Source organism: Clostridium sp. LBM24168 (assembly GCF_052953915.1).
Genome location: NZ_CP196861.1, coordinates 1,991,074 through 2,013,932, shown reverse-complemented (window position 1 = coordinate 2,013,932; position 22,859 = coordinate 1,991,074). Strand labels below are relative to the sequence as shown.

General features: G+C 36.4%; 15 protein-coding genes and 1 riboswitch. Of the genes, 12 read left to right on the top strand and 3 right to left on the bottom strand.

Annotation, left to right across the window (positions count from 1 at the left end):
• Positions 1-28: 28 nt before the first annotated feature.
• The 6 genes from hemA to ACSVC9_RS09860 all read left to right on the top strand — a co-directional run bounded on the left by hemA (position 29) and on the right by ACSVC9_RS09860 (position 5,650).
• Entirely contained in the window at positions 29-1,240 is a 1,212-nt protein-coding gene (gene hemA, locus ACSVC9_RS09885; RefSeq protein WP_446897326.1) for a glutamyl-tRNA reductase, read from the top strand.
• Positions 1,241-1,258: 18 nt separating this feature from the next.
• Complete coding sequence (hemL, locus tag ACSVC9_RS09880) at positions 1,259-2,530, top strand: glutamate-1-semialdehyde 2,1-aminomutase (RefSeq protein ID WP_446897325.1); 1,272 nt, start codon at positions 1,259-1,261, stop codon at positions 2,528-2,530.
• Between the two features lie 104 nt (positions 2,531-2,634).
• Positions 2,635-2,901 (top strand): FeoA family protein, encoded by a 267-nt coding sequence (locus ACSVC9_RS09875; protein ID WP_446897324.1) that lies wholly within the window; start codon positions 2,635-2,637, stop codon positions 2,899-2,901.
• Positions 2,901-5,021: a ferrous iron transport protein B gene (gene feoB, locus ACSVC9_RS09870; RefSeq protein ID WP_446897323.1), complete on the top strand. Its 2,121-nt coding sequence runs from the start codon at positions 2,901-2,903 to the stop codon at positions 5,019-5,021. Before ACSVC9_RS09875 ends, feoB begins: the two co-directional genes overlap by 1 nt.
• Positions 5,022-5,079: 58 nt before the next feature.
• Positions 5,080-5,364 (top strand): type II toxin-antitoxin system Phd/YefM family antitoxin, encoded by a 285-nt coding sequence (locus ACSVC9_RS09865; RefSeq protein WP_446897322.1) that lies wholly within the window; start codon positions 5,080-5,082, stop codon positions 5,362-5,364.
• The gene (locus ACSVC9_RS09860) at positions 5,357-5,650 is read left to right on the top strand and encodes a type II toxin-antitoxin system RelE/ParE family toxin (protein WP_446897321.1); all 294 of its coding nucleotides are present in this window, start codon (positions 5,357-5,359) and stop codon (positions 5,648-5,650) included. The genes ACSVC9_RS09865 and ACSVC9_RS09860 overlap by 8 nt, the downstream gene beginning before the upstream one ends.
• Positions 5,651-5,657: 7 nt before the next feature.
• Here ACSVC9_RS09860 and ACSVC9_RS09855 read toward each other — a convergent pair whose 3' ends face one another.
• Positions 5,658-6,239, bottom strand: coding sequence for a class D sortase (locus ACSVC9_RS09855; RefSeq protein ID WP_446897320.1), 582 nt, complete (start codon positions 6,237-6,239; stop codon positions 5,658-5,660).
• A 158-nt stretch (positions 6,240-6,397) separates the two neighbouring features.
• On the opposite strand from ACSVC9_RS09855, the gene ACSVC9_RS09850 reads away from it, so the two are divergent.
• The 5 genes from ACSVC9_RS09850 (at position 6,398) to pflA (ending at position 20,717) form a co-directional block, all read left to right on the top strand.
• Positions 6,398-9,457, top strand: coding sequence for an ATP-binding protein (locus ACSVC9_RS09850; RefSeq protein WP_446897319.1), 3,060 nt, complete (start codon positions 6,398-6,400; stop codon positions 9,455-9,457).
• Complete coding sequence (locus tag ACSVC9_RS09845; protein ID WP_446897318.1) at positions 9,454-10,578, top strand: response regulator; 1,125 nt, start codon at positions 9,454-9,456, stop codon at positions 10,576-10,578. The genes ACSVC9_RS09850 and ACSVC9_RS09845 overlap by 4 nt, the downstream gene beginning before the upstream one ends.
• A 155-nt stretch (positions 10,579-10,733) precedes the next feature.
• Positions 10,734-17,510: a SpaA isopeptide-forming pilin-related protein gene (locus ACSVC9_RS09840; RefSeq protein ID WP_446897317.1), complete on the top strand. Its 6,777-nt coding sequence runs from the start codon at positions 10,734-10,736 to the stop codon at positions 17,508-17,510.
• Between the two features lie 50 nt (positions 17,511-17,560).
• Positions 17,561-17,640, top strand: a riboswitch (ZMP/ZTP riboswitch).
• 107 nt (positions 17,641-17,747) lie between these two features.
• Entirely contained in the window at positions 17,748-19,979 is a 2,232-nt protein-coding gene (gene pflB, locus ACSVC9_RS09835) for a formate C-acetyltransferase (RefSeq protein WP_446897316.1), read from the top strand.
• A 9-nt stretch (positions 19,980-19,988) separates the two neighbouring features.
• Positions 19,989-20,717, top strand: coding sequence for a pyruvate formate-lyase-activating protein (pflA, locus tag ACSVC9_RS09830; RefSeq protein ID WP_446897315.1), 729 nt, complete (start codon positions 19,989-19,991; stop codon positions 20,715-20,717).
• Between the two features lie 49 nt (positions 20,718-20,766).
• On the opposite strand, the gene ACSVC9_RS09825 is transcribed toward pflA, so the two are convergent.
• Positions 20,767-21,063: a DUF6506 family protein gene (locus tag ACSVC9_RS09825; protein WP_446897314.1), complete on the bottom strand. Its 297-nt coding sequence runs from the start codon at positions 21,061-21,063 to the stop codon at positions 20,767-20,769.
• A 311-nt stretch (positions 21,064-21,374) separates the two neighbouring features.
• Here ACSVC9_RS09825 and ACSVC9_RS09820 point away from each other — a divergent pair, with 311 nt between their 5' ends.
• Entirely contained in the window at positions 21,375-21,914 is a 540-nt protein-coding gene (locus ACSVC9_RS09820) for a protein kinase (RefSeq protein ID WP_446897313.1), read from the top strand.
• A gap of 55 nt (positions 21,915-21,969) precedes the next feature.
• On the opposite strand, the gene galU is transcribed toward ACSVC9_RS09820, so the two are convergent.
• Positions 21,970-22,851 carry a UTP--glucose-1-phosphate uridylyltransferase GalU gene (gene galU, locus ACSVC9_RS09815; RefSeq protein ID WP_446897312.1) on the bottom strand — a complete coding sequence of 294 codons (882 nt, stop codon included), beginning with the start codon at positions 22,849-22,851 and terminating at the stop codon, positions 21,970-21,972.
• Positions 22,852-22,859: the final 8 nt, after the last annotated feature.

Sequence of the window (22,859 nt, the reverse complement as noted above, 5' to 3'; positions counted from 1 at the left end):
TTATTTAATATACTGGAGTTGATGAAAATTGATACAACTTATCGGAATAAAAAGTGAATGTGATATTGAAACAAGGCAAAAATTTTCAATTATACCTTCAAAATTGGAAAACAATTTGGGGTATATAAAAAACGCTATAGGGGATGTTGTTATATTGAGTACCTGCAACAGGACAGAAGTCTATGTTGATTCCGATTTTAGAAAAGAGGACCTGATTGATCGTATGTTTGAAATATTGGAATGGGATGATGATCTTATGATCAGTACTTTCTATGTTGAAGGCAGGGATGCAGTAAAACACCTTATGGAAGTCAGCTGTGGCTTCCATTCTAGAATTCTTGGAGAGGATCAGATACTTGGACAGATAAAGTCCGCCTATGAGTCTGCACTTAAAGCTGGAGCCGTAAAAGGTAGGCTTCATAGATTGTTTCAGAGTACAATAGCTTGTGGCAAGAAATTTAAAAGTGCATGTAGGATGTACGAAATACCGGTTTCCGTTCCATCAATAGCTGTAAAAGAAGCTAGGAGCAGAAAGCTCAAGAGATATATGATAGTTGGATTTGGACAAATTGGACAGCTTGTATTGAAATATCTTATTTCTGCTTCTGTGGAAATAATATATGTGGTAGTCCGTGATTTAAATAGATTTTCATCCATGGAAAGTGAATATAAGAGAGTTAAATTCATAACTTTTAAGGAGAAAAAAAGTTATTATGAGGACGTAGACTGTATAATCAGCTGTACTTCTGCACCTCATGTCATAATAGGAAAAGATGAACTCCCTTTTAGAAATATAGTTATATTTGATCTCGCAGTACCAAGAGATGTGAATGTAAATGTCATGGAGCTGCCCAATATAAAATTGTATGATATAGATAATATAAGCAGGATAGATGAAAAGAATAAAAATATAAGAAGAAAAAAGATGATGGAATATAGATATATAACTTTTGATTATATAGATGAATTTATGAAATGGCAGTCAATAGCAGAGCTCTCACCGGAAATACAGAACATAAAAAAGCAGGGAAGTGTTATTTGCGATAGAAGGATAAATACTTTTATAAACAAAAGGCATACAAAGGACAATGAAAAGCTTGTAAAGAGGATGGTGGAAAGTACTGCCAGGTTTTATATTGACAGGGCCATAGAGGTTTTAAAAGAAGAAAAGCTGAAGGGAAAAGAAATTGAATGTATGAATATTATAAACAGGATATTCTGTAATGAAAATTACAATTGACATAGGAGGGAAATAATAATGATAAGCAATGATATATTCAAGGAATCGGAGTTTTATATGCCAGGTGGAGTAAATAGTCCAGTAAGAGCTTTTAGGGATGTCCCACTAAATCCGCCTGTAATAAAGAAGGGTAAAGGTGCTTATATATATGACGAGGACGGAAATGAATACATAGATTTTGTTTGTGCCTGGGGTCCTATGATTTTAGGACATTGTGATGATAATGTAGTGAACTCCATAAAGAGTACGAGTGAAGATGCCATATCTTTTGGAGCAACAACCAGAATTGAGCTGGAACTTGCAAAATATATATGTACAACCGTGGATAATGTTGAAATGATAAGAATGGTTAATTCAGGTACGGAGGCTACAATGAGTGCTGTAAAACTTGCGAGAGGCTATACCGGAAGAAACAGAATAATAAAGTTTGCAGGTTGCTATCATGGACATTATGATGATTTTCTTGTGGAGGCAGGCTCAGGAGTCATGACGGGAGGAACTCCTGGAAGTGCGGGAGTACCGGAAGACAGTGTGAAAAATACTATGATAGCAGAGTACAACAATATTCAGAGCGTAAAGGATATATTTGACAGATATGATGATATTGCAGCCATCATTGTAGAGCCTGTGGCAGGAAACATGGGAGTAATTCCAGGAAATAAAGATTTTTTGGAGGGATTGCGAAAATTATGTGATGAAAATGACAGCCTTCTTATATTTGATGAAGTAATGAGTGGATTTAGAGTTGCATATAAAGGGGCACAGGACATATATGGTATAAGGCCGGATATAACTACCTTTGCAAAAATAATGGGAGGAGGACTCCCCTGTGGTGCATATGGCGGGAGAAGAAACATAATGGAAAATCTTTCACCAATGGGACCCGTATATCAGGCAGGGACCATGTCTGGGAATCCAATAGTTATGGCAGCAGGACTTGCGACACTGAAAAAACTTCACGAAAATCCTGGATATTATGATTATCTTGAAGGATTGGGAAGAAAACTTCAATACGGAATAGAGCATATAGCTGAAAAAAAAGGGCTGCCTGTTGTAGTGAATAGATGTGGCTCTATGTTTACAGTGTTCTTTACTGAGAGTAAAGAAGTCAGAAATTATGAGGATGCTAAAAAATGTGATACGGCACTCTTTGCAAAATACTTTAAACACATGATTGAAAACGGAATTTATATAGCACCTTCACAGTTTGAAGCTGTATTTTTAAATGTAAAGCACAGCGAATCGGATATAGAAAAATTTCTGAATGCCTTTGATACATTTGAAGAATAGGTATTTTCACATTTTAACTTATATTTGCATAATGTATTATTAAAGTTAGTTTAGGGTAACTCTATTAAATACAGCAAACAATTATAAGTTGGGAGTGGATGCTTATGAAAGAGCTCAGTAGTATTGAAATCGGGGAATCTGCAAGAGTTGAAAATATTACTGCTGCCGGACTACTGCGAGAAAGAATGCTTGCAATAGGACTTACAAAAGGGGTAGAAGTAGAGGTAGTACGCAGAGGACCATCTGGAGATCCTACTGTATATAATATTAGGGGGGCAATGATTGCACTTAGAGAAGATGAGGCTTCTATGGTATATGTCTCCCAAAACAACTTTTTAAGTAAATTATCAATATCTGTGGAGGGTGAATAATGGGACTTACTTACCAGTCCACGGGATTTGATTCTTTGACAGAAGCATATAAAATACCAAAAAAGGACGATCAGTATATTTTTGCACTTGCAGGAAATCCAAATACAGGTAAGAGTACAGTTTTTAATGCATTGACGGGATTGAAACAGCATACGGGAAATTGGCCGGGGAAAACAGTAACCAGTGCAAGAGGAGAGTTTAAGGTAGGAGACAATGAGATTATACTTGTGGATCTACCGGGTACCTATTCACTTTTTTCTTCCTCTGTAGAAGAAGAAATAGCAAGAGACTTCATTTGTTTTGGAAATTCTGATGCAGTGATTGTTGTAACTGATGCAACATGTCTAGAGAGAAATTTGAACCTTGTATATCAAATCATGGAACTTACGGAAAAGGTGATCTTATGTATTAATCTTATAGATGAAGCAAGAAGAAAGCATATAAGTATCTACAGGAGAAGAATGGAAAATGAGCTTGGCATTCCCGTGGTACTGACGGCGGCAAGAGCCGGAACTGGAATAGCACAGCTGAAGGAAACTATATATAAGGTAAGTTCGGGAGAAATAAAACCCTCCCCAAAAAGAATAATCTACCAGGAATATATAGAAAAAATGATTTGCAGCTTTCAGTCTCTACTGGAAGGGGAAGTTGAGAAATTAAATTCACGATGGATTTCACTCAGATTGATTGATGGAGACAGCGGAATTACGGATAATATACTTGGCATGATTGGAGAAGAAGATTCTAAAATACTTATGAGTCAAATAAATAAAATAAGACTGACTTATGACAGGAACAGGGTAAGAGATGATATTGCCTGCAGAATATACCAAAATGTGGAAAAGACAAAAGATAGATGTGTTGATATCGATATAGATAAATCAAATAGGGACAGAAAAATAGATGATTATATTACATCCAGAATTTTTGGAATTCCAATAATGATAGGAATGCTTGCTGCTGTTTTGTGGATAACCATTGCAGGTGCGAATATACCTTCGGACATACTTGCGGATATACTATTTAAATTTCAGGACAAACTAACGGTATTGTTTACAAATGTAGATGCGCCAAAATGGTTATACGGAGTTCTCGTTCTTGGTTTATACAGGACAATGGCCTGGGTGGTTTCAGTTATGCTTCCTCCTATGGCCATATTTTTTCCTATGTTTACACTTCTTGAGGATCTTGGATATCTGCCGAGAGTTGCATTAAATCTTGACCATCTGTTTAAAAAGGCACGTGCACATGGAAAACAGTGCCTAAGCATGTGCATGGGACTTGGGTGTAATTCAGCGGGAGTAATAGGCTGCAGAATTATTGAATCACCAAGAGAAAGACTTATAGCAATACTTACCAACAATTTTATGCCCTGCAATGGAAGGTTCCCAACACTTATTGCCATTTCATCGGTATTTCTTGTCGCCGGATCGGGGAATGTTACCCTCAATTTTTTGCCTGCACTGTCTGTTACGGGTATAGTTGTACTTGGGGTTTCCATAACATTGCTTGTTTCATATGCATTGTCCAGGACTATATTGAAGGGATACCCATCCAGTTTCACCCTGGAACTTCCGCCTTACAGAAGACCACAGATAGGAAGGGTGATATATACTTCCATCATTGACAGGACGATATTTGTTCTGGCAAGGGCGGTGGTTGTTGCCGCCCCTGCAGGGATTATTACATGGGTGCTTGCCAATACTTATATTGGGAATTTGAGCATCTTAGGACATGCAGCGGCATTCCTTCAGCCTTTTGCACATTTGATAGGTCTTGATGGATATATACTTGTGGCATTCATATTGGGTATACCTGCCAATGAAATAGTTCTTCCCATATTGATTATGTGTTATTTGTCTACAGGTTCCATGATTGATTTCCAGAGTATAGATTCACTGAGACATATACTTGTGTCTCATGGATGGACGGGTCTTACGGCATTGAACATGTTGTTGTTTTGCCTGCTGCACTGGCCTTGCGCTACAGCACTTTTAACCATACGGAAGGAAACGGGAAACATTAAATGGACTTTGCTTTCTGCAGCAATTCCAACGGGAATTGCAGTTGTAATTTGTTTTATTACTACTTCAATTGCCAGGATACTGGGATTGTATTAATATTTGATTATTTATCATAATTATGATAAAATTATGATAAATAAGGGGTGATAATATTATGAAGATTAGACCTATATCAGATTTGAGAAATAATTTTTCAAATATTTCAGAAATAGTTCATGAGACATCGGAACCGGTTTTTTTAACTAAAAATGGATATGGAGATATGGTTGTTATGAGCATGGAAACTTATGAGCAAAAATTATTTGAAAATGATATCTATTTTAAGCTTAAAGAATCAGAGTTAGAAGCAAAATTTACGGATAGACGTCTTTCCCATGAAGAGATATTTTCTGATTTAAAATCAAATGTTATAAAGAAGACTGATAAAGATAATGTATAATTTAAGATATTTACCCATTGCACAAAAAGATTTAACAAACATTATAGAGTATGTTAGTAACAAATCTATAAAAGCAGCACTAAACTTAATATATGAATTTGATCAATCTATATCTCGTCTAAAACAGTTTCCTTATTCATGTAAGGTTTACCATATAAAACTTGAGGATGAGTATAGGTTGTTAATTGTTAAAAATTATTTAGTATTTTATGTAGTATATGACCATGATGTAGAGATACGAAGAATTATTTATGCAAAGATGGATATAACAAAAATATTAAAATAGTAGGGTACTAATTTTCCAATCTTGCACTTACTATAAGTCTGTGTGTGGCAATTCTCACAGGTGTGCAGGTAACAAGTGTCATGGTGGCATCCTTGGTGGGATTTAATACTTCCACCTGTTCGGGAAGTACAACCCTGGTATTGTATATTTTGTATTTATATTTTCCTTTAACAGTTTCTACTATTATTTCATCTCCAATTTTAAGTTCGTCGAGTCTGTTGAAATATTGACCATAGGTATAGCTCCTGTGCCCTGCCATGGCGAAATTACCCTTATGCCCCGGCAGAGCTGTATCTTTGAAATGACCCACGGCATATCTGAGCGTGTCCATATCCGTTCCTTCACCTATTGCAACTTTTAAATTTATTTTGGGGATTATTAGAAGCCCTACAGCACCGTAATCTATGGATGGGGTGGTGTTTTTCTGCAGTGTCTCAGGTGATTTCCTGTAATTTTTGATTTCTTTCTCATAATTTTTTACCATATTGTTCTGCCTGTATGCTGTCAGGTATCTGGCACCAAAAGCATATAAAAGTACTGAAATGCCTGTAAGTATAAGAACTATACCAATGATTCCCGATTTTTTCAATTGAAGCTCCTCTTTCCTAATTATAATTGTAATTGTGCAGATCTATTTTAGTAATAATACGGAAATTAGTCAAATATTTTTGCACTTACCAGATATTTATGAGAGAATAATGGTAAAATAAATTTCCAAATTTTATTTATAGGGAGCAGCGCAATTCGATGAAAAATATGTTGAGAATTATAATAGTTATGGGTATACTATCAATTTTGTCCTTTATATTATTTTCGGGTGTAATTTCCACTAAAAAGCCCATGCCTGCACAACGCGGAAGGATGGACCTTTCAAAATGGAATTTTTCAAGGAATGGTGCTGTGAATCTTGATGGACAGTGGGAGTTTTATGATGGTCAGCTTCTTACACCGGAAGATTTTATGGAAAAAAGTACTGCAAAGCCTAAACTTACTGGATATGTAAAAGTTACATCTGCAATAGTGGACAAGGATAGTTATATTCTCGTGAAACCAGAAGGCGTAAAGACTTTCAGGCTTATTGTAAAAGTAAAGCCTTCGCATAATGTATTTGGGATAAATGTGGGAAATATTAGAATGAGCAATAGATTGTACATAAACCATGAAATCATGGGATCAAGTGGAAATCCTGCTGAAAGGAACAGTGGATATTATGCCGGTATGGTTCCTTATTGTTCATATTTCAATGTTAAAGGTGATACAATTGAGATAATACTTCAATCTGCCGGTTTTGGATATCCTTTTAAGGGAACGATGTATAAAATATATTTCGGACTTCAGAAGGATATAAATTTTATTAATGTTAGCAAAGCTTCCATTGAATTGTCAGGCAGTATAGTGATGTTCTTGATTGCCTTATATATTTTAAGAGTTTATATAAAACTACAAAGAAAAAGAATATATTTGTACTATGCTATTACTTTCTTATCACTTACAGTTGATTTGCTTTTGAATGGGGAAAGAATACTAATTCAGCTGTTCCCTTTTATATCTTTTGAAATATATTGTAAGATTCAGCAGATATCAATGATTATAACCATAACATCTCTTGTTGGAATAATAATGGAAAAACATATTAAAATACTTCCAGATGCCGTATTAAAAATGGGTGGTTTCCTGGGGTTGTTTTATATAGCCATAGTATGGAATACAGATTATTCTGTTTACATGAATTTAAGCCTGTTGAAATATATATGCATAAGTATATTTATTTTATCGATTGTTCTAAGACTTTTGTTTATGTTTGGAAAAGGTATGAGGGTTATGGGAGATAATGAGGCCGGTAATTTCTTGGGGGCTATGGTATGTATATGTATTTTCTTTATAAATGATTTCCTTTATTCCATGAATATTGCACCTGATAAGTTCATAGGTCCACTATCGTTTTGTGGCTTTGTAATATTTTCATATATGATCCACAGTGATAAATTCCTGACCAATTATAAATATATGGAAAGAATGTCGGAGGAACTAATAAAGAAGGATGAGATAAAAGATGAATTTATTACCAAAACATCCTATGAATTGAAAGCTCCACTGTATGGAATGATTAATATGGCCAATATAATAGTAAAAGACAATATGAATAATTTAAAGGACGGGAATATAAAAAAAGTAATAACGATGAAGAATATGGCCTTAAAATTATCAGGAATTGTAAATGACATACTGGATGTGGTATTGATGAAAAATGGACAACTTAAAGTGAATATGTCGGTGACAGATATAAAGGTATGTGTCGATATAGTCGTGGAAAGCCATAAGTACATAATACAGGGAACAGGTATAAAAATAGTCAACAACATAAAAGAATCAATATTCGTAAAAGTTGATGAAAACAGAATAAGACAGATTTTATTTAATCTTATAACCAATGCAGTTCATAATATGTATGAAGGTATAATAAGTATAGACAGCAGAAAAAATGGAGATATGGTTTTCATATCCGTGGAGGATACAGGATTTGGAATGCCAGAAGGTAAAAAGGAACAGATTTTTGAGCCCTATGAGTCTTTGAATTTTGAAAGAATTGGTCTGGGACTTTATGTAACACGTCAGCTGGTTGAATTAATGCATGGGAAAATATACCTGGAATGGTCTGAGGTTGGAAAAGGAAGCCGCTTTGTATTTTCTCTTCCAGTTTGTGAAGGAAATGATATAGAGCATGAACAAACAAAGTTAGAGGATGCAGGTTATATTAGTAAATTCTACCCTATAAATTACTCTGAAATGGCACAAAGAAGAGATAACAAGGGCACTATATTGATAGTAGATGACGAAATATTAAATATTAAAATAGCTTTGAATGTACTTTGCAGTGAGGGCTATAATGTATTGACGGCACTGTCAGGTAAAGAGGCTCTGAAAAAAGTGGAAAAATATAAAATTGATCTCGTACTTTTGGATCTGATGATGCCAGGAATTTCAGGTATAGAGTTATGTAAAAGGATAAGAAAAAAATATTCTCCTATTGAACTTCCTGTGATCTTATCAATAGTGGGAGATGTAAATTATGAAATTTCCCAGGGATTTGAAGTAGGGGCAAATGACTTTATAACAAAACCCTTTGAGGAAAAAGAGATGTCTGCCAGAGTGACAAATTTGATACTGCTTAAAAAGTACATGGAGGATGCATTGAAAAATGAACTTGCTTTTTTGCATGCACAGATAAAGCCACATTTTTTATATAATACTATAAGTACTATAATTTCCTTCTGTTATACTGATGGAGAAAAGGCTGCAGTACTTCTTACAAATTTAAGTAAATATCTGAGACTTACCTTTGATATAGACAATAAACTTATGCTGGTACCGCTGAGACGTGAACTGGAGATGGTGGATGCCTATGTTGAAATATTAAAGGCAAGATTTGGAAACAGGGTAAATATTGAATATGATATTGGACAGGAAGTTATGAACGAGCAGATTCCATCATTGTGTATACAGCCTCTGGTGGAAAATTCAATAAGACATGGCTTTATGGAGAAAAGTGGAGTTGGAAATGTGTATGTTTCTGCAAGTAAGAAAAATGGATGTTTATATATTGAAGTAAGAGATAATGGTATAGGTATGCCGAAAGATAAAATTGAAGCATTGAAGAGTGGTAACGGAGACAGCTGTGGGATAGGCATTTTGAATGTTGTCAAGCGAATTAAAAGGCTTGGGAATGGTAATATAGATATACGCAGCGTTGAAGGAGAAGGAACAACTGTAACAATGTCCTTGTTTTGTAGGGGGAGTGAGCTGTGAAAGCTATAATTGTGGAGGATGAAAAGCCTATTTTGAAATTGATGAAAATGTTCATCAACAGAAATAAATATCTGAAGGTAATAGGCGAATTTACTGATTCAAGAGAAGCACTGGACAACATATTGAAGCTTTTGCCGGATGTTGTTTTTGTAGATGTAGAGATGCCTTATATAAATGGTATGGAACTTGCAAGACAGGTGAAAAATTTTGATGAGAATATCCAGATAGTATTTGTGACTGCCTATGAAAAATATGCCCTGCAAGCCTTTGAAGTCGATGCTGTAAACTATATTTTGAAACCAATTACGGAAGAGGATCTGAATGCAACGGTAAAAAGACTTCTGAAAAATTATAACAGGGGAAAAAGCATTTCGGAGCAGGCCAGAAAAAATGAAATACTCTGCCTTGGAGGTTTTAAAGTATATGGAAACTCTGGAAATGAGATTATGAAATGGTCAACCTCAAAAGTCCAGGAGCTCTTTGCATATTTTATATGCAACAGGGGAGACGAAACCGACAAGTGGAATCTTTGTGATATGCTCTGGCCAAATTCTCCACCCAAAAATGCGGAACACAATTTGTACAGTACAATATACAGGCTGAAGAATGTCTTAAAAAATGCTGGAATACATAATAGTATGGTCTACTATAAAAATGGAAAGTACAGTGTCGATTTTACAGAATTCGGATGTGATGCTTGGGATTTTGAAAATTTTATTGAAAGTCACCCTAAAGCTGACAGTAAAAATATAAGCAGCTATGTTGATGCTATAAATTTATATAGGGGTACGTTATTTGGAAATGAAGATTATGTCTGGGACAATGAACTGAATGAAAAACTTTTGAGATATTATTTGCTTGGAATCAAAAATATAGTGAGATACTATATGAAGGAAAAACTATACAATAAGTCGGAAGAATATCTGAAGAAGGCAATTTCAACAAGTTCTTTTGATGAGGAAACTTATGAACTTATGATGAAAAATTATTTTTATCTTGGTGACAAGGTTGCATTGGTGAAGTGTTATGATGAATTGAATGCACTGTTTAAAGATGAACTACACATAGAACCAAAGGAAACAACAAAAAAGCTCTACAAAGCTTTGCTAATGAAATTATAGAACAGGGGAGTTTAGCCCCCCTGTTTTTTGTAAATAATCTGTAAATAATTTGTGAGTAATTTGTGAGCGAAATGTCATATTATATAAATTAAAGTTAAATTATTATTACTAAATAATTAACTTTGACAAATTATATTATGAAAGGGGGTGGAAAAGTGAGAAAGAAAAGATTTTTATCAATTGCGGTATCACTTCTGTTTGTGCTGCAGATTTTCATTTCTTTTGCGCCTTTAAAAAGTGTAAAGGCGGATACTTCCACATTTCCACTTGTAACAGAAAATACTTCAACGTCACAGGGTGAGAGTGGGGGTGATACTGAAACTGCCACTGATCAAGACGGGTCAGTGACACAGGAAGGACCAGACAGTCAGAAGAATATCGAACAGGACAATACAACCAAGGGTTCAAATAATACTGCACAGCAGGGTACTGAAGAAACAAATGGAAGCTCTGAAAATGGAACACAGCAGGAAGAAACAGGCGGTCAGCAAAATGCCAACAAGGATTTTGGTTCTGATACATCTCAATCAGAAGGCAATACTACCACAGAGCCTGAACAGAACAGTACAACTCAGAACTCAGGTACGACTGCCGAACAAACTGAAACTCCAGCACAGGAAGAACCGGCTGATTCTGATCCGGCAGTCACTCCTACTGTAATAGAATTTCCATTTATAACAGGAGGCACTCTTACAGACGGCACCGGGAAAGATATCAGTGCTGAAACAGATGTGGACAAGAGTTCTGATGTCAACATCAATTATGATTTTTCAATTTCGAAAGATGTAGCTAAAGATACTTCCTACAGTATTCAGCTCACAGACCAGATCAAGCTTAAAGGTGTCAGTAGTGAATTGAAAAGTTCAATAGGTTCAATAAGTGCAGATCCGGCTTCAAACAAGGTAACTGTCACTTTTACTGCTGAAGTGAAGAGCGGTACATCAGGTAAATTGTCCATAAGCGGGCAGTTTAACAAGGACAAGATAGGAAACAGCAATCCTGTATCCGTCAATATCGGGAAAAGCTCGGTAGATGTTAATTTCAAACAGGAAGATGTACAGCAAAATCCTGCTGAAAAGCCGGGTGAGGCAGTACAGGTACCAGGTGAACAGGCGGCTGATAACTTGGTTACACCTCAAGATGTAGAACCTGTAGAGCCTAAGAATATTACAGAATCATTTCCGTTTATTACAGGTGTTAGTATAAAAGATGCCAATGGCAACGATCTGGGTAATGATGTAGACAAAACTTCAGAAATTCATGCTAATTATACCTGGAGTATTCCAAATACAGTAGCTGTTAATTCAGGTGATTATTACACCATGCAGCTGCCGGAGCAGATTCATATTGTAGCACCTATTAATCAGCCGATAACTGATAATGATGGAGCAAAAGTGGCGGATATGTATGTGGATACAAGTGGGCTTGTAATACTCACGTTCACAGATTATCCAGGTAAACATTCCAATGTAAACGGATATTTCTATGTGGATTGTCACTTTAAAGAAAGTGCAATAGGCAACTTAAACCCTGAGACTATTAACTTTACAATTCCGGGCATAGAGGCAGTTCCAGTCAGTGTGAACTTTGTACAGCCAACGGATGCATCTTTTACCAAAAGTGGGCATTACAATAAAAGTACAGATGAAATTACATGGACGATAACAGCCAACAGTGAAAAAATACAGGCAGATAATGCCACTATTACGGATACTATAAAAGGTGAGGAAGGCCAGGTATTTGTTCCCGGTTCTATTACAATCAATAATTCAGGTGTTGGTGATAACTATTATTACGATTATACTAAAGCACTGATTTTCAATCTTGGAAATATCACTGATGAGCAAACTATAACCTATAAAACTAGTGTAAAAGATTTTCTGGCTTCCCAGTTACAAGGTACCTATAATTTTAACAATACAGCTGATTTTAGCTATGATGATTATAAGGGAGCTCCACATACCAAAAACGTAAACGCTGGTACTGTTTCAGTAACAGTCACATATATCAGCAAAACTGGAAGCTATGATTCAGCCAGTAAGAGAATAAATTGGACAATTACAGTAAATGAAGATAGTAAGACAATCAACAATGCAGTAGTTACTGACGTTGTTCCTGAAGGACTTACTGTAACTCAGGGTAGTATTTCAGTTAAAAATGAAAATGATATACCTTTGACACCTGACTATTCAGGTAATATTACCTTCAATTTAGGTAATATTACAGGAAAAGTGACAATCACTTATTCAACAAATGTAGATACAAGTGTCTATAATTCCAATGGTAGTCAGACATATACAAATAATGCTACTTTTACAGGAAATGGCTTTACACTTGGAACATCAGGTCATGGTGTTGGAGTTTCATCAACTATCGTTCATAAACAAGGTTCTGGTTATGATGCTTCCAATGGTATAATTACTTGGACAATTACTGTAAATGGTAATAAGACAAATGTTGCTGCTGGTGCAGTGGTTACAGATGATATTCCTGTAGGTCAAACTTATTTATCTGGTTCTGCCAAACTTGATGGAATTTCCATAGGCGATAGTGGATATACAGCAGCACCAGGTGGAGATACGAACAAGACAGGAACTTTTGTATATACTTTTGCCGATGCGTTTTCTGACACACATACTATAACACTTCAGACACAGGTGACTGATCCAACACATTATAGGGCAAATTACAATGGTACTTACAGCAATACTGTTAATTTTACAGCTGGACCTATAAATCAAGATACTACTGGATATCAACCTGCATATAGCGAGATAATTAAAAAAACAGGTGCAGGCTATAACTATGCAACAAGAGAAGCTACATGGAAAATTATAGTAAACAAGAATGCAATGCCAATAACCAATGCAGTAGTTACCGACATTATTCCGGAAGGACAGGAGTATGTAGCCGATTCTGCCAGTATAGATGATGGAACACATGGCTCATTTAACAGTAATGGCGATGTAATAGCAAATGGAAAAGTTGTATATACTTTTACAGGTACTATTAATAAAACCTATACTATAACTTTTAGAACAAAGCTTACAAACCTGAATATTTTCAATACAAGTGGAGATAAAACATTGGAAAATACTGCAGCTATTACCGGTAATGAAATACCTTCAGATGGTGATGCAGAAAGCAAAGGAATACAGACTGTTAAAAATTCAGTAATTAGCAAGACATCCAGTTATAATAATGGAAATAACTACATTGACTGGACAGTAAAGACCAATGCTAACTGGAGTATTCCACTATCTGGTGCAACTATAACCGATACGTTGCAGAATGGGCTTTCGCTGGATACAGATACTGTAAAATTGTATAGTGCCACTGTGAATTCTGATGGAACTCTTACACAAGGATCTGAAATTCTACTTGATTCTTCTAACGTGGCATACAATCCTGATACTAGATTGTTCACATTTACTTTCACTGAGAATGCAGGTAATGAAGCTTTCATTCTGAATTTCAGGACATATACAACCAAGACAGGGAACTTTACAAATTCAGTTACATTTAGTGGAAGCAATATAAATCAAAGTTCAAGTGCTACTCAAAATGGTGTATGGTTTTCAACCGGCGGCGGCGGTGCCACAGGAGAAATAGGGAGTATTACCGTTGTAAAAGTTGGAGATGATGGTACTACACCACTTTCGGGAGCAGTATTTCAGCTTCTGGATCAGTATGGAAATGTGAAGGAGACTTCTGAAGCAACAGGAAGTGATGGTTCCGTTCTATTTGACAATCTCAAATACGATATAAACTACAGCATCAAGGAGATAACTGCCCCTATAGGATACAATTTAAGCAGTGATATTCATACTTTCCAGGTTCATAGTACTGCTGACCAGAAGAATATTACCTATAATTTTGCCGACACCATAAAGACAGGAAAGGTAACATTCACCAAAACAGGAGAAGATTCAGATTCAACTGGACTCGCAGGAGCAGAATTTACACTTTATGAGCCTGATGGTGAAACTCCGGTTAAAGATGAAAATGGCAATAATGTAACTGCAGTCAGTGGTTCGGACGGGAAAGTGGAATTTAATTATGATGTACCTTATGGTTACAAGATAAAGGAGACAAAAGCACCAACAGGATACACTGCAAGTACGCAGAGTCTAACTGCAACTGTTGATGTCAGTGGTAATGTTATACTGGATACAAGCAGTGTTGCTGATGTAAAGATAAAAAACAGTATCACATTCACTAAAAAAGATCAGTCTGGAAATCCACTTCAAGGAGCAGAATTCACGCTTTACCAGAACGATGGAGTCACACCAGTTACAGATGGAAGTGGTAATAATATAACTGCAACAAGTGATGAAGATGGAGTTGTTACCTTTAATAACGTAGCTTACGGATATAAGATAAAGGAGACAAAAGCTCCCTCCGGATATTATCTTTCTTCAAAAGTGTTGAATGCAGTTATGAAAGAAGATAATGCAACTGTTGCTCTGGATAATGTAGAATTTATAGACCAGAAAATTGTTGTAATTCCCCAGGGAACTGTTACAATACAGAAAACCGATGAAAGCGGAAATCCACTGAAAGGTGCAGAATTTGCACTGCTTGATTCAACTGGAACTCCGGTTAAAACTTCATCTACAGGTGATGACGGATTTGCCAGATTTTACAGTGTACAGCCTGGTCAATATACAGTGAAGGAAACAAAGGCACCGGAGGGATATTCAATTTCCGCAAGGGAGATTCCCGTTCAGGTACTTCAGAGCGTTGAATATGATCTTGGAAAATTTGTAGACGAAAAGTCATCTGGAAGAATTGAAATATCGAAGTCCGATTTTTCAACTCAGGAGCCTGTACCGGGAGCTGCTATTACAATATACAGGGACAATGCGCTTACTGATGTTGTAGACAGCAAGGTAACCGGAGCAGATGGAAAAGTAGTATTTGACGGCCTTCCATATGGACATTATTATTTCAAGGAGACAGGGGCGCCTGAAGGCTACAAGCTCAACACGGATGTACATGAATTTGATATATCTGAGAATGCAAAAAATGTCAAGGACAGTATTACTGACGAGAAGATATCTGACAACAGCTTTAACATTGAGTTAACAGCAGATCCGAAGTCTATTACAGGCGACGGTAAATCAACATCGACGCTTACAGCAAAAGTAGTTGATGAGGACAATAAACCTGCACCTGGTGTTACTGTTGATTTTTCAGCACCGAATGGAAGTTTCCCTGATGGCAGTTCTGCAGTCACCGATGAAAATGGTGAAGCTTCCGTAGTATTCAAGTCCGACAAAATTGAAGGAATTGAAGAAAAGAAGATACCTGTTACTGCAGTTGTCAATGATCCGGAACATGGATTGAATGCCAAGGATCAAATAGATATTACATTTGAACCTGGAAGCATAAAGGGAACAGTTGTGGACAATGAAACAGGAAATCCTATAGCTGGAGCTACGGTTGTAGTTGAGAAGGACTTTGATGGTGATGGAACAATAGACTTCACAAGTACGGTAACTACATCATCTGACGGTAAATATGAAATTGCCGTTCCCAAGGGAGATGTAGAATATGATGTTCATATAACAGTACCTGTACAGATAAATGGAAAGACAGAAGATAAAACCTTCATACAGAAATCAAATCCTGGTGAAATTGCAGGAAATTCCTATGACTCTGAAAAAACTGCAGCAGGTATTGTACTTTTGAAAAATCCTGATGGAGAAACTGCAGGATATTTCAAGGACTACGGCAATATAACCATCGATGTTCCAGAAATTGGACAGCAGGTTGATATCGGAAGTGACGGTACCTTCCAGGTAGGCGGTCTTGAAAAGGACAGGGAGTACAACTTTAATATCATATACCATTTCGATAATGGTGAAGAGATTATTATCGGAAGAATTGATGTGAAAATGGATTCTGACGGACAGATGAGGATTGATCCGGAACCTACCCTGATAGATCCATATGGTGTAGTCACTGACAGTGTTACTGGTGATAAAATACCTGATGCGGATATAAAATTGTACTATGCAGATACCGAGAGAAACAGGGAATCAGGCAAAACTCCTGATACACTTGTACAGCTTCCGGGACTGGAAGGTTTCCCTCCTGCAGACAATGCAAATCCGCAGTCCAGTGACGAAGAAGGCAACTATGCTTTCATGGTTTATCCGAATACCGATTACTATATTGTTGCTACAAAACCTGGGTATGAAACCGAAACAACAGAGACCATTTCTGTAAATGATGCTATAGTAAAGCATGACATAGAAATGGATCCTATTTCTTCAGGAGGTGCAGGCGGAGGCGGAAGTGCGAGCATCCGCGGCAAGGTGAATGTAAAGAAGACGGATAAGAGTGGGAATCCGCTTAAAGGTGCAGAGTTCACGCTGATCAATTCCAAGGGAAATTCAGTGAAGACTGTTGTGACAGATGAAAATGGACTGGCAGAGTTTACCAAGGTGAATCCAGGTAAATATACTGTCAAGGAGACCAAAGCACCTTCTGGTTATTCCATCTCAGATAAAATATTATCTGTAGAGATAAACCAGAGTAAGGTTTATGACCTTGGAACTGTACAGGATGCCAAAGAAGAAGGAAGTACACCTGTACCGCCGGTACAGCCGACACCGGAAGAACCGGAACAGCCAGGAGAGAATCCGGATGAAGGTAATAAACCGGATCAGCCAAATCAGCCGGGCCAGAAACCTGATACGAATCAGCCAGGTCAAAATTCTGGAGAAGGTGGTAATTCTACAATCGGTAATTCGGCAAATGGATCTTCGAAATCACAGAGTGTGCAGAAAAAATCTTCCATGGAAACATCATCAGTTCTTCCTAGGACGGGAAGTTTTATAGATACCACTATATTGCTTGTAGCAGGAATATTACTTATTTTTGCAGGAGTCCTATTGATGTTCATGAGAAAAAAATTATATTGACACATTTGTGATAATATGATAATTTAAATGTACAAGAAAAACTGATTTTAAACAAGTCGTATAACCGGCGGAAGTGGATGTAACCACAGGGAGTACGATTTTTAGAAAGCCGACCGCCTGGGCAATAAAAATGTCCAGACGGTCATTTTTATTTAAGTCGATAATATATGGTTTTATTAGAGTTTTAACATAAAAATTTTAAGAATAGTAAAAATATTTATAAAGGAGAGAATATTTATGAAAATTGGATGGGAAGATTTCAATAACGGTAAATGGACAGAAAGCATCGATGTGAGAAATTTTATACAAAAGAACTATGCACCTTATGCTGGAGATGAAAGCTTTTTGACATCACCTACTGAAAAAACAAAGAAGGTTTGGGAAAAATCAGAAAAGTTGATTTTGGAGGAAATTAAAAAAGGCGGAGTGCTTGATGTGGATACCAAGACCGTATCCGGCATTGACAGCTTTGAACCGGGATATATAGATAAGCCAAATGAGGTGATATATGGACTTCAGACTGATGCACCTCTCAAGAGGATGGTGAATCCCTTCGGTGGTATAAGAATGGTAAAGCAGGCTCTCGATGCTTATGGATACAAAGTCGATGATGATATGAATGGTATATTTACAAAGTATAGAAAGACACATAATGAAGCGGTTTTTGATGTGTATAATGAAGAAATGAAGACGGCAAGACATGTAGGGCTTTTAACAGGACTTCCTGATGCCTATGGACGGGGAAGGATAATAGGTGATTTTAGAAGGATAGCACTGTATGGAATTGATTATTTAATAGAAGAGAAGAAAAAAGACATGAAAAATCTAAAGGGAGATATGACTGAAGGTCTCATAAGACAGAGAGAAGAAGTTTCAGAACAGATAAAAGCCCTTAAAAAGATGAAAAATATGGCCTCACGCTATGGAATTGATATTTCAAATCCGGCATCAAATGCAAGAGAAGCTGTCCAGTTTACTTACTTTGGATATCTTGCGGGAATAAAGGAAAACAATGGTGCAGCGATGTCCCTTGGAAGGGTGTCTACATTTTTGGATATATATATAGAAAGGGACTTGAAGAAAGGTATAATAGATGAACAGAGCGCCCAGGAAATTATAGACCAGTTTATAATTAAATTGAGACTTGAAAGACATCTTAGAACTCCGGAATATAATGAGATATTTGCAGGGGATCCTAACTGGGTTACAGAAGCTATAGGCGGTATAGGAATAGATGGAAGAACTCTTGTCACAAAAAATTCCTATAGGTTTCTAAATACTCTTACAAATCTTGGGCCTGCTCCAGAGCCAAATATGACGGTACTGTGGTCACAGAATCTTCCTGAAGCATTTAAAAAGTACTGCAGCAGAATGTCAATAGAAACAGATGCAATCCAGTATGAAAATGACGATATAATGAGACCTGTTTATGGAGATGATTATGCTATAGCATGTTGTGTATCAGCCATGGCGGTGGGAAAACAGATGCAGTTTTTTGGTGCCAGATGCAATCTTGCGAAGTCCCTTCTCTATGCAATGAACGGTGGTGTTGATGAGAAAAAATTCCTGAAGGTAGTTCCTCATATAGAAAAGATGGAGGATGAAATACTAGACTATGAAAAAGTGAGGAAAAACTATTTCAAGGTAATGGAATATGTAGCCAAATTATATGTAAATAGCTTGAATCTGATTCACTATATGCATGATAAATATGCCTATGAGGCAGGACTTATGGCCCTTCACGATACGGAGGTACACAGATTTCTTGCATGTGGAATAGCAGGACTTTCTGTTGCGGCGGATTCACTTAGTGCAATAAAATATGCTAAAGTAAGGCCGGTTAGGGATGAACATGGTGTAGCTGTGGATTTTGAAGTTGAAGGTGACTTCCCTAAATATGGAAACGACGATGATAGGGTGGACGATATAGCGGTTGAAATAGTAAACAAGTTTATAAATGAACTCAGAAAGACTGAAATCTATAGAAATGCGGAACACACTCTGTCTGCACTTACGATAACTTCAAATGTAATGTACGGCAAGAAGACAGGAACTACGCCTGATGGAAGAAAGTCAGGAGAACCGCTTGCACCAGGGGCAAATCCAATGCATGGCAGGGACAAAGAAGGTGCGCTTGCATCCTTGAATTCTGTAGCTAAAATACCATACAGATCCGTATGTCAGGATGGTGTATCCAATACATTTTCCATTATTCCGGATGCTCTTGGAAAAGATGACAACAGTAGAATAAATAATCTTGCTTCAATTTTGGATGGATACTTTTATAAAGGCGCTCACCATTTGAATGTAAATGTAATGAATAGGGAGACACTTCTTGATGCAGCAGATAATCCCGAGAAGTATCCTACACTTACTATAAGGGTTTCAGGATATGCAGTTCATTTTGTAAAACTTACGAGAGAACAGCAAATGGAAGTAATACACAGGACTTTCCACGAGAGGGTATAGGTATAGTACATGGGAAAAATTCATTCAATTGAAACCATGGGTCTGGTAGATGGACCTGGCATAAGAGTGGTTGCCTTTTTTCAGGGATGCAGGTTGAGATGTGCTTTCTGTCACAATCCTGATACATGGCAATTTGATGAGGGTGAGAACATGAGTGCTGGACAACTTCTTAAAAAAGTGGAGAGATTCAGGGTATATTTTGAAAAGTCTGGCGGCGGAGTTACCTGCTCTGGCGGCGAACCACTAATGCAGCCAGAGTTCCTTCTTGAATTTCTGAAGTTGTGTAAAGAAAGCGGTATAAATACTGCCTTGGATACATCTGGCTTTGGAAAGGGAAATTATGAGGAAATTTTAAAGTATACGGATCTTGTTATTTTGGACATAAAAAATATTGATGGACAGGGTTATGAAAAATTGACAGGAAGAAATATTGAGGAATTTTATAGATTTGTCAAGGCAGTGAATAGATCTGGATCAAGACTCTGGATAAGGCATGTTATGGTTCCTGGAATAACTGACAGTTATGAGTGTATGGATAAAATAATCGACATTATTAATAAGCACGTTAATCTAGATAAGCTGGATAAGTTTGAAATTCTGCCATATCATACAATGGGAGAGGATAAATATGAGAAAATGGGTATTGAATATAGACTCAAGGGAATTAAGCCCATGAATAATGAAAAGGCACTTGAATTTCAGAAATATGTTGAAGATATAATGAACGCTAAAAAATAAAGAGCTTATTCAGGATACTTTTAATGAGTATCCTGAATAAGCTCTTTTCTTAAAATAATTCATCCCCGCTTTTATAGCCTAAACCTGGATGAAAATCAAATCTTACCACACCTACGGGAATTTTTCCATTTACTGCAGTCTTGATTTTTGATGTTCCTTCAATACCAAAACCTCCGCATAGTTCTATTGCTGAAATGCCGTTATTTATAAGATCTATGGCCTTTTTGCAAGCAGTTTTGTAGTCAGGTACTCCAACAGTAACCAGTTCCATTTTTTCAGTTTTTATAATTGATGTGTGAGTTTCAGGGTTAGCCCCTGGAGCTAGAAACATAAATGCAGCTTTCATCTTAATCACTCCTACCTCAATAAATTTTAAATTATCCTTCAACTATTAAAACAAGCATAAACCGCGCCAGATTAAAAACCTTTACATATGGAAGAATGTTTTTTCAGAATTGGTTGGTAGTACGATTTTGGGAAAAAAGTATGCCATAATGGGAATTTATATTATAAATTCCCATTATGGCATTTGATTTATGGATGTAATCATAGGGTAACAAAATCAGGTAGCAGCAGTACTATAATATAAGACAGATCTTTTGATCTGTTGAAGAATCCTTTGTTTTTATACTACATAAAAACAAAGGAGGTGTTAATTTGAGAAAAAAGAATATTGGTCATGAATCAATTCCAGTTGATTTGAAACAATGCAATTTTTTAGGTAAGGGCCATAGTGGAGAGGTTTATTTAATGCCCGATGGCAAAGTTATAAAAATATTTAACAGTTCAGACAGCTGTAAAGCTGAATTTGATATATTGAAGTCCGTAGAAGGAAGTCCTCACTTCCCAAGAGCCTATAAACTGGGGAAAAACTATATGATAAGAGAGTATGTAGGTGGCACAAATGTATATGATTATTTATTGGCTCATGGAATAAGGAAATCTTTTGTAATAGATGTAGCAAATCTTATCGATCATATGAAAATGATGGGATTTAAAAAGCTGGAAGTTAGATTCCCGCATTTGTTCATTGAGGATGACGGGACGCTTATGCTCATAGATCCAAGGAAAAGTTATGAGGAAAATATACCCTATCCAAAGTCATTTTTAAGAAAACTGAAAAAGATGGGTTTGCTTGATAAATTCATGAAAATACTAGAAAAAGAAAGACCTGATTTGAATTGGCAGTATAAGTAACAATAATTAGAGTCAAGCAAGAGCCTGTATTATATTTTATACAGGCTCTTTTTAGTTATCTCAGGCTTTTGTAGTTATCATCAACATATGACATGTATTTGAGTAGATCATGCTTTAGACCTTCTTGTTTTAAAGCATAATGTATATTGGCTTTAAGAAATCCAAGTTTGTCTCCGGCATCAAATCTATCACCTTTAAAGCAATAAGCATACATTGGTTCTGTTTTAGATAGTTTTCTCAATGCATCTGTCAGTTGAATTTCGCCGTTTTTGTCAGGTAGAGTCATATCAAGCATTTCAAATATTTGAGGGGTTATTATATATCTTCCTAGTATTGCAATATTGGAAGGAGCTTGATCAATTTCAGGTTTTTCTATCATATCCTTAACCCTGTAAAGTCCTTTTTCGATTTTTACGCCGTCTATAATGCCATACTTGAATAATATATTTTTTTCAACTGGCTGTACTCCTAGAATTGAAGTCTTGTATTTGTCGTAACAATCTATTAATTGCTTGAGACAGGGAATCCTGGAATCAACTATGTCATCTCCGAGCATAACAGCAAAAGGTTCTCCATCTACAAAACTTTTTGCCAGATTTACCGCATCGCCAAGTCCTCTGGGTTCTTTTTGCCTTATATAGTAGATATCTACCATACGTGATATATCCTGAACCAATTTTAGAAGAGAGTTTTTATTGCTGGTTTTCAACTCATTTTCGAGTTCTATTGATTTATCAAAATGATCCTCTATTGATTTCTTGTTCCTTCCTGTAATTATCAATATTTCTTCAATTCCGGATGAAACGGCTTCCTCAACTATATATTGAATTATTGGCTTATCTACTATAGGAAGCATTTCTTTAGGCTGAGCTTTTGTTGCAGGCAAAAATCTTGTACCTAAACCAGCAGCAGGAATTATGGCTTTCTTTATATTCATAATTATTC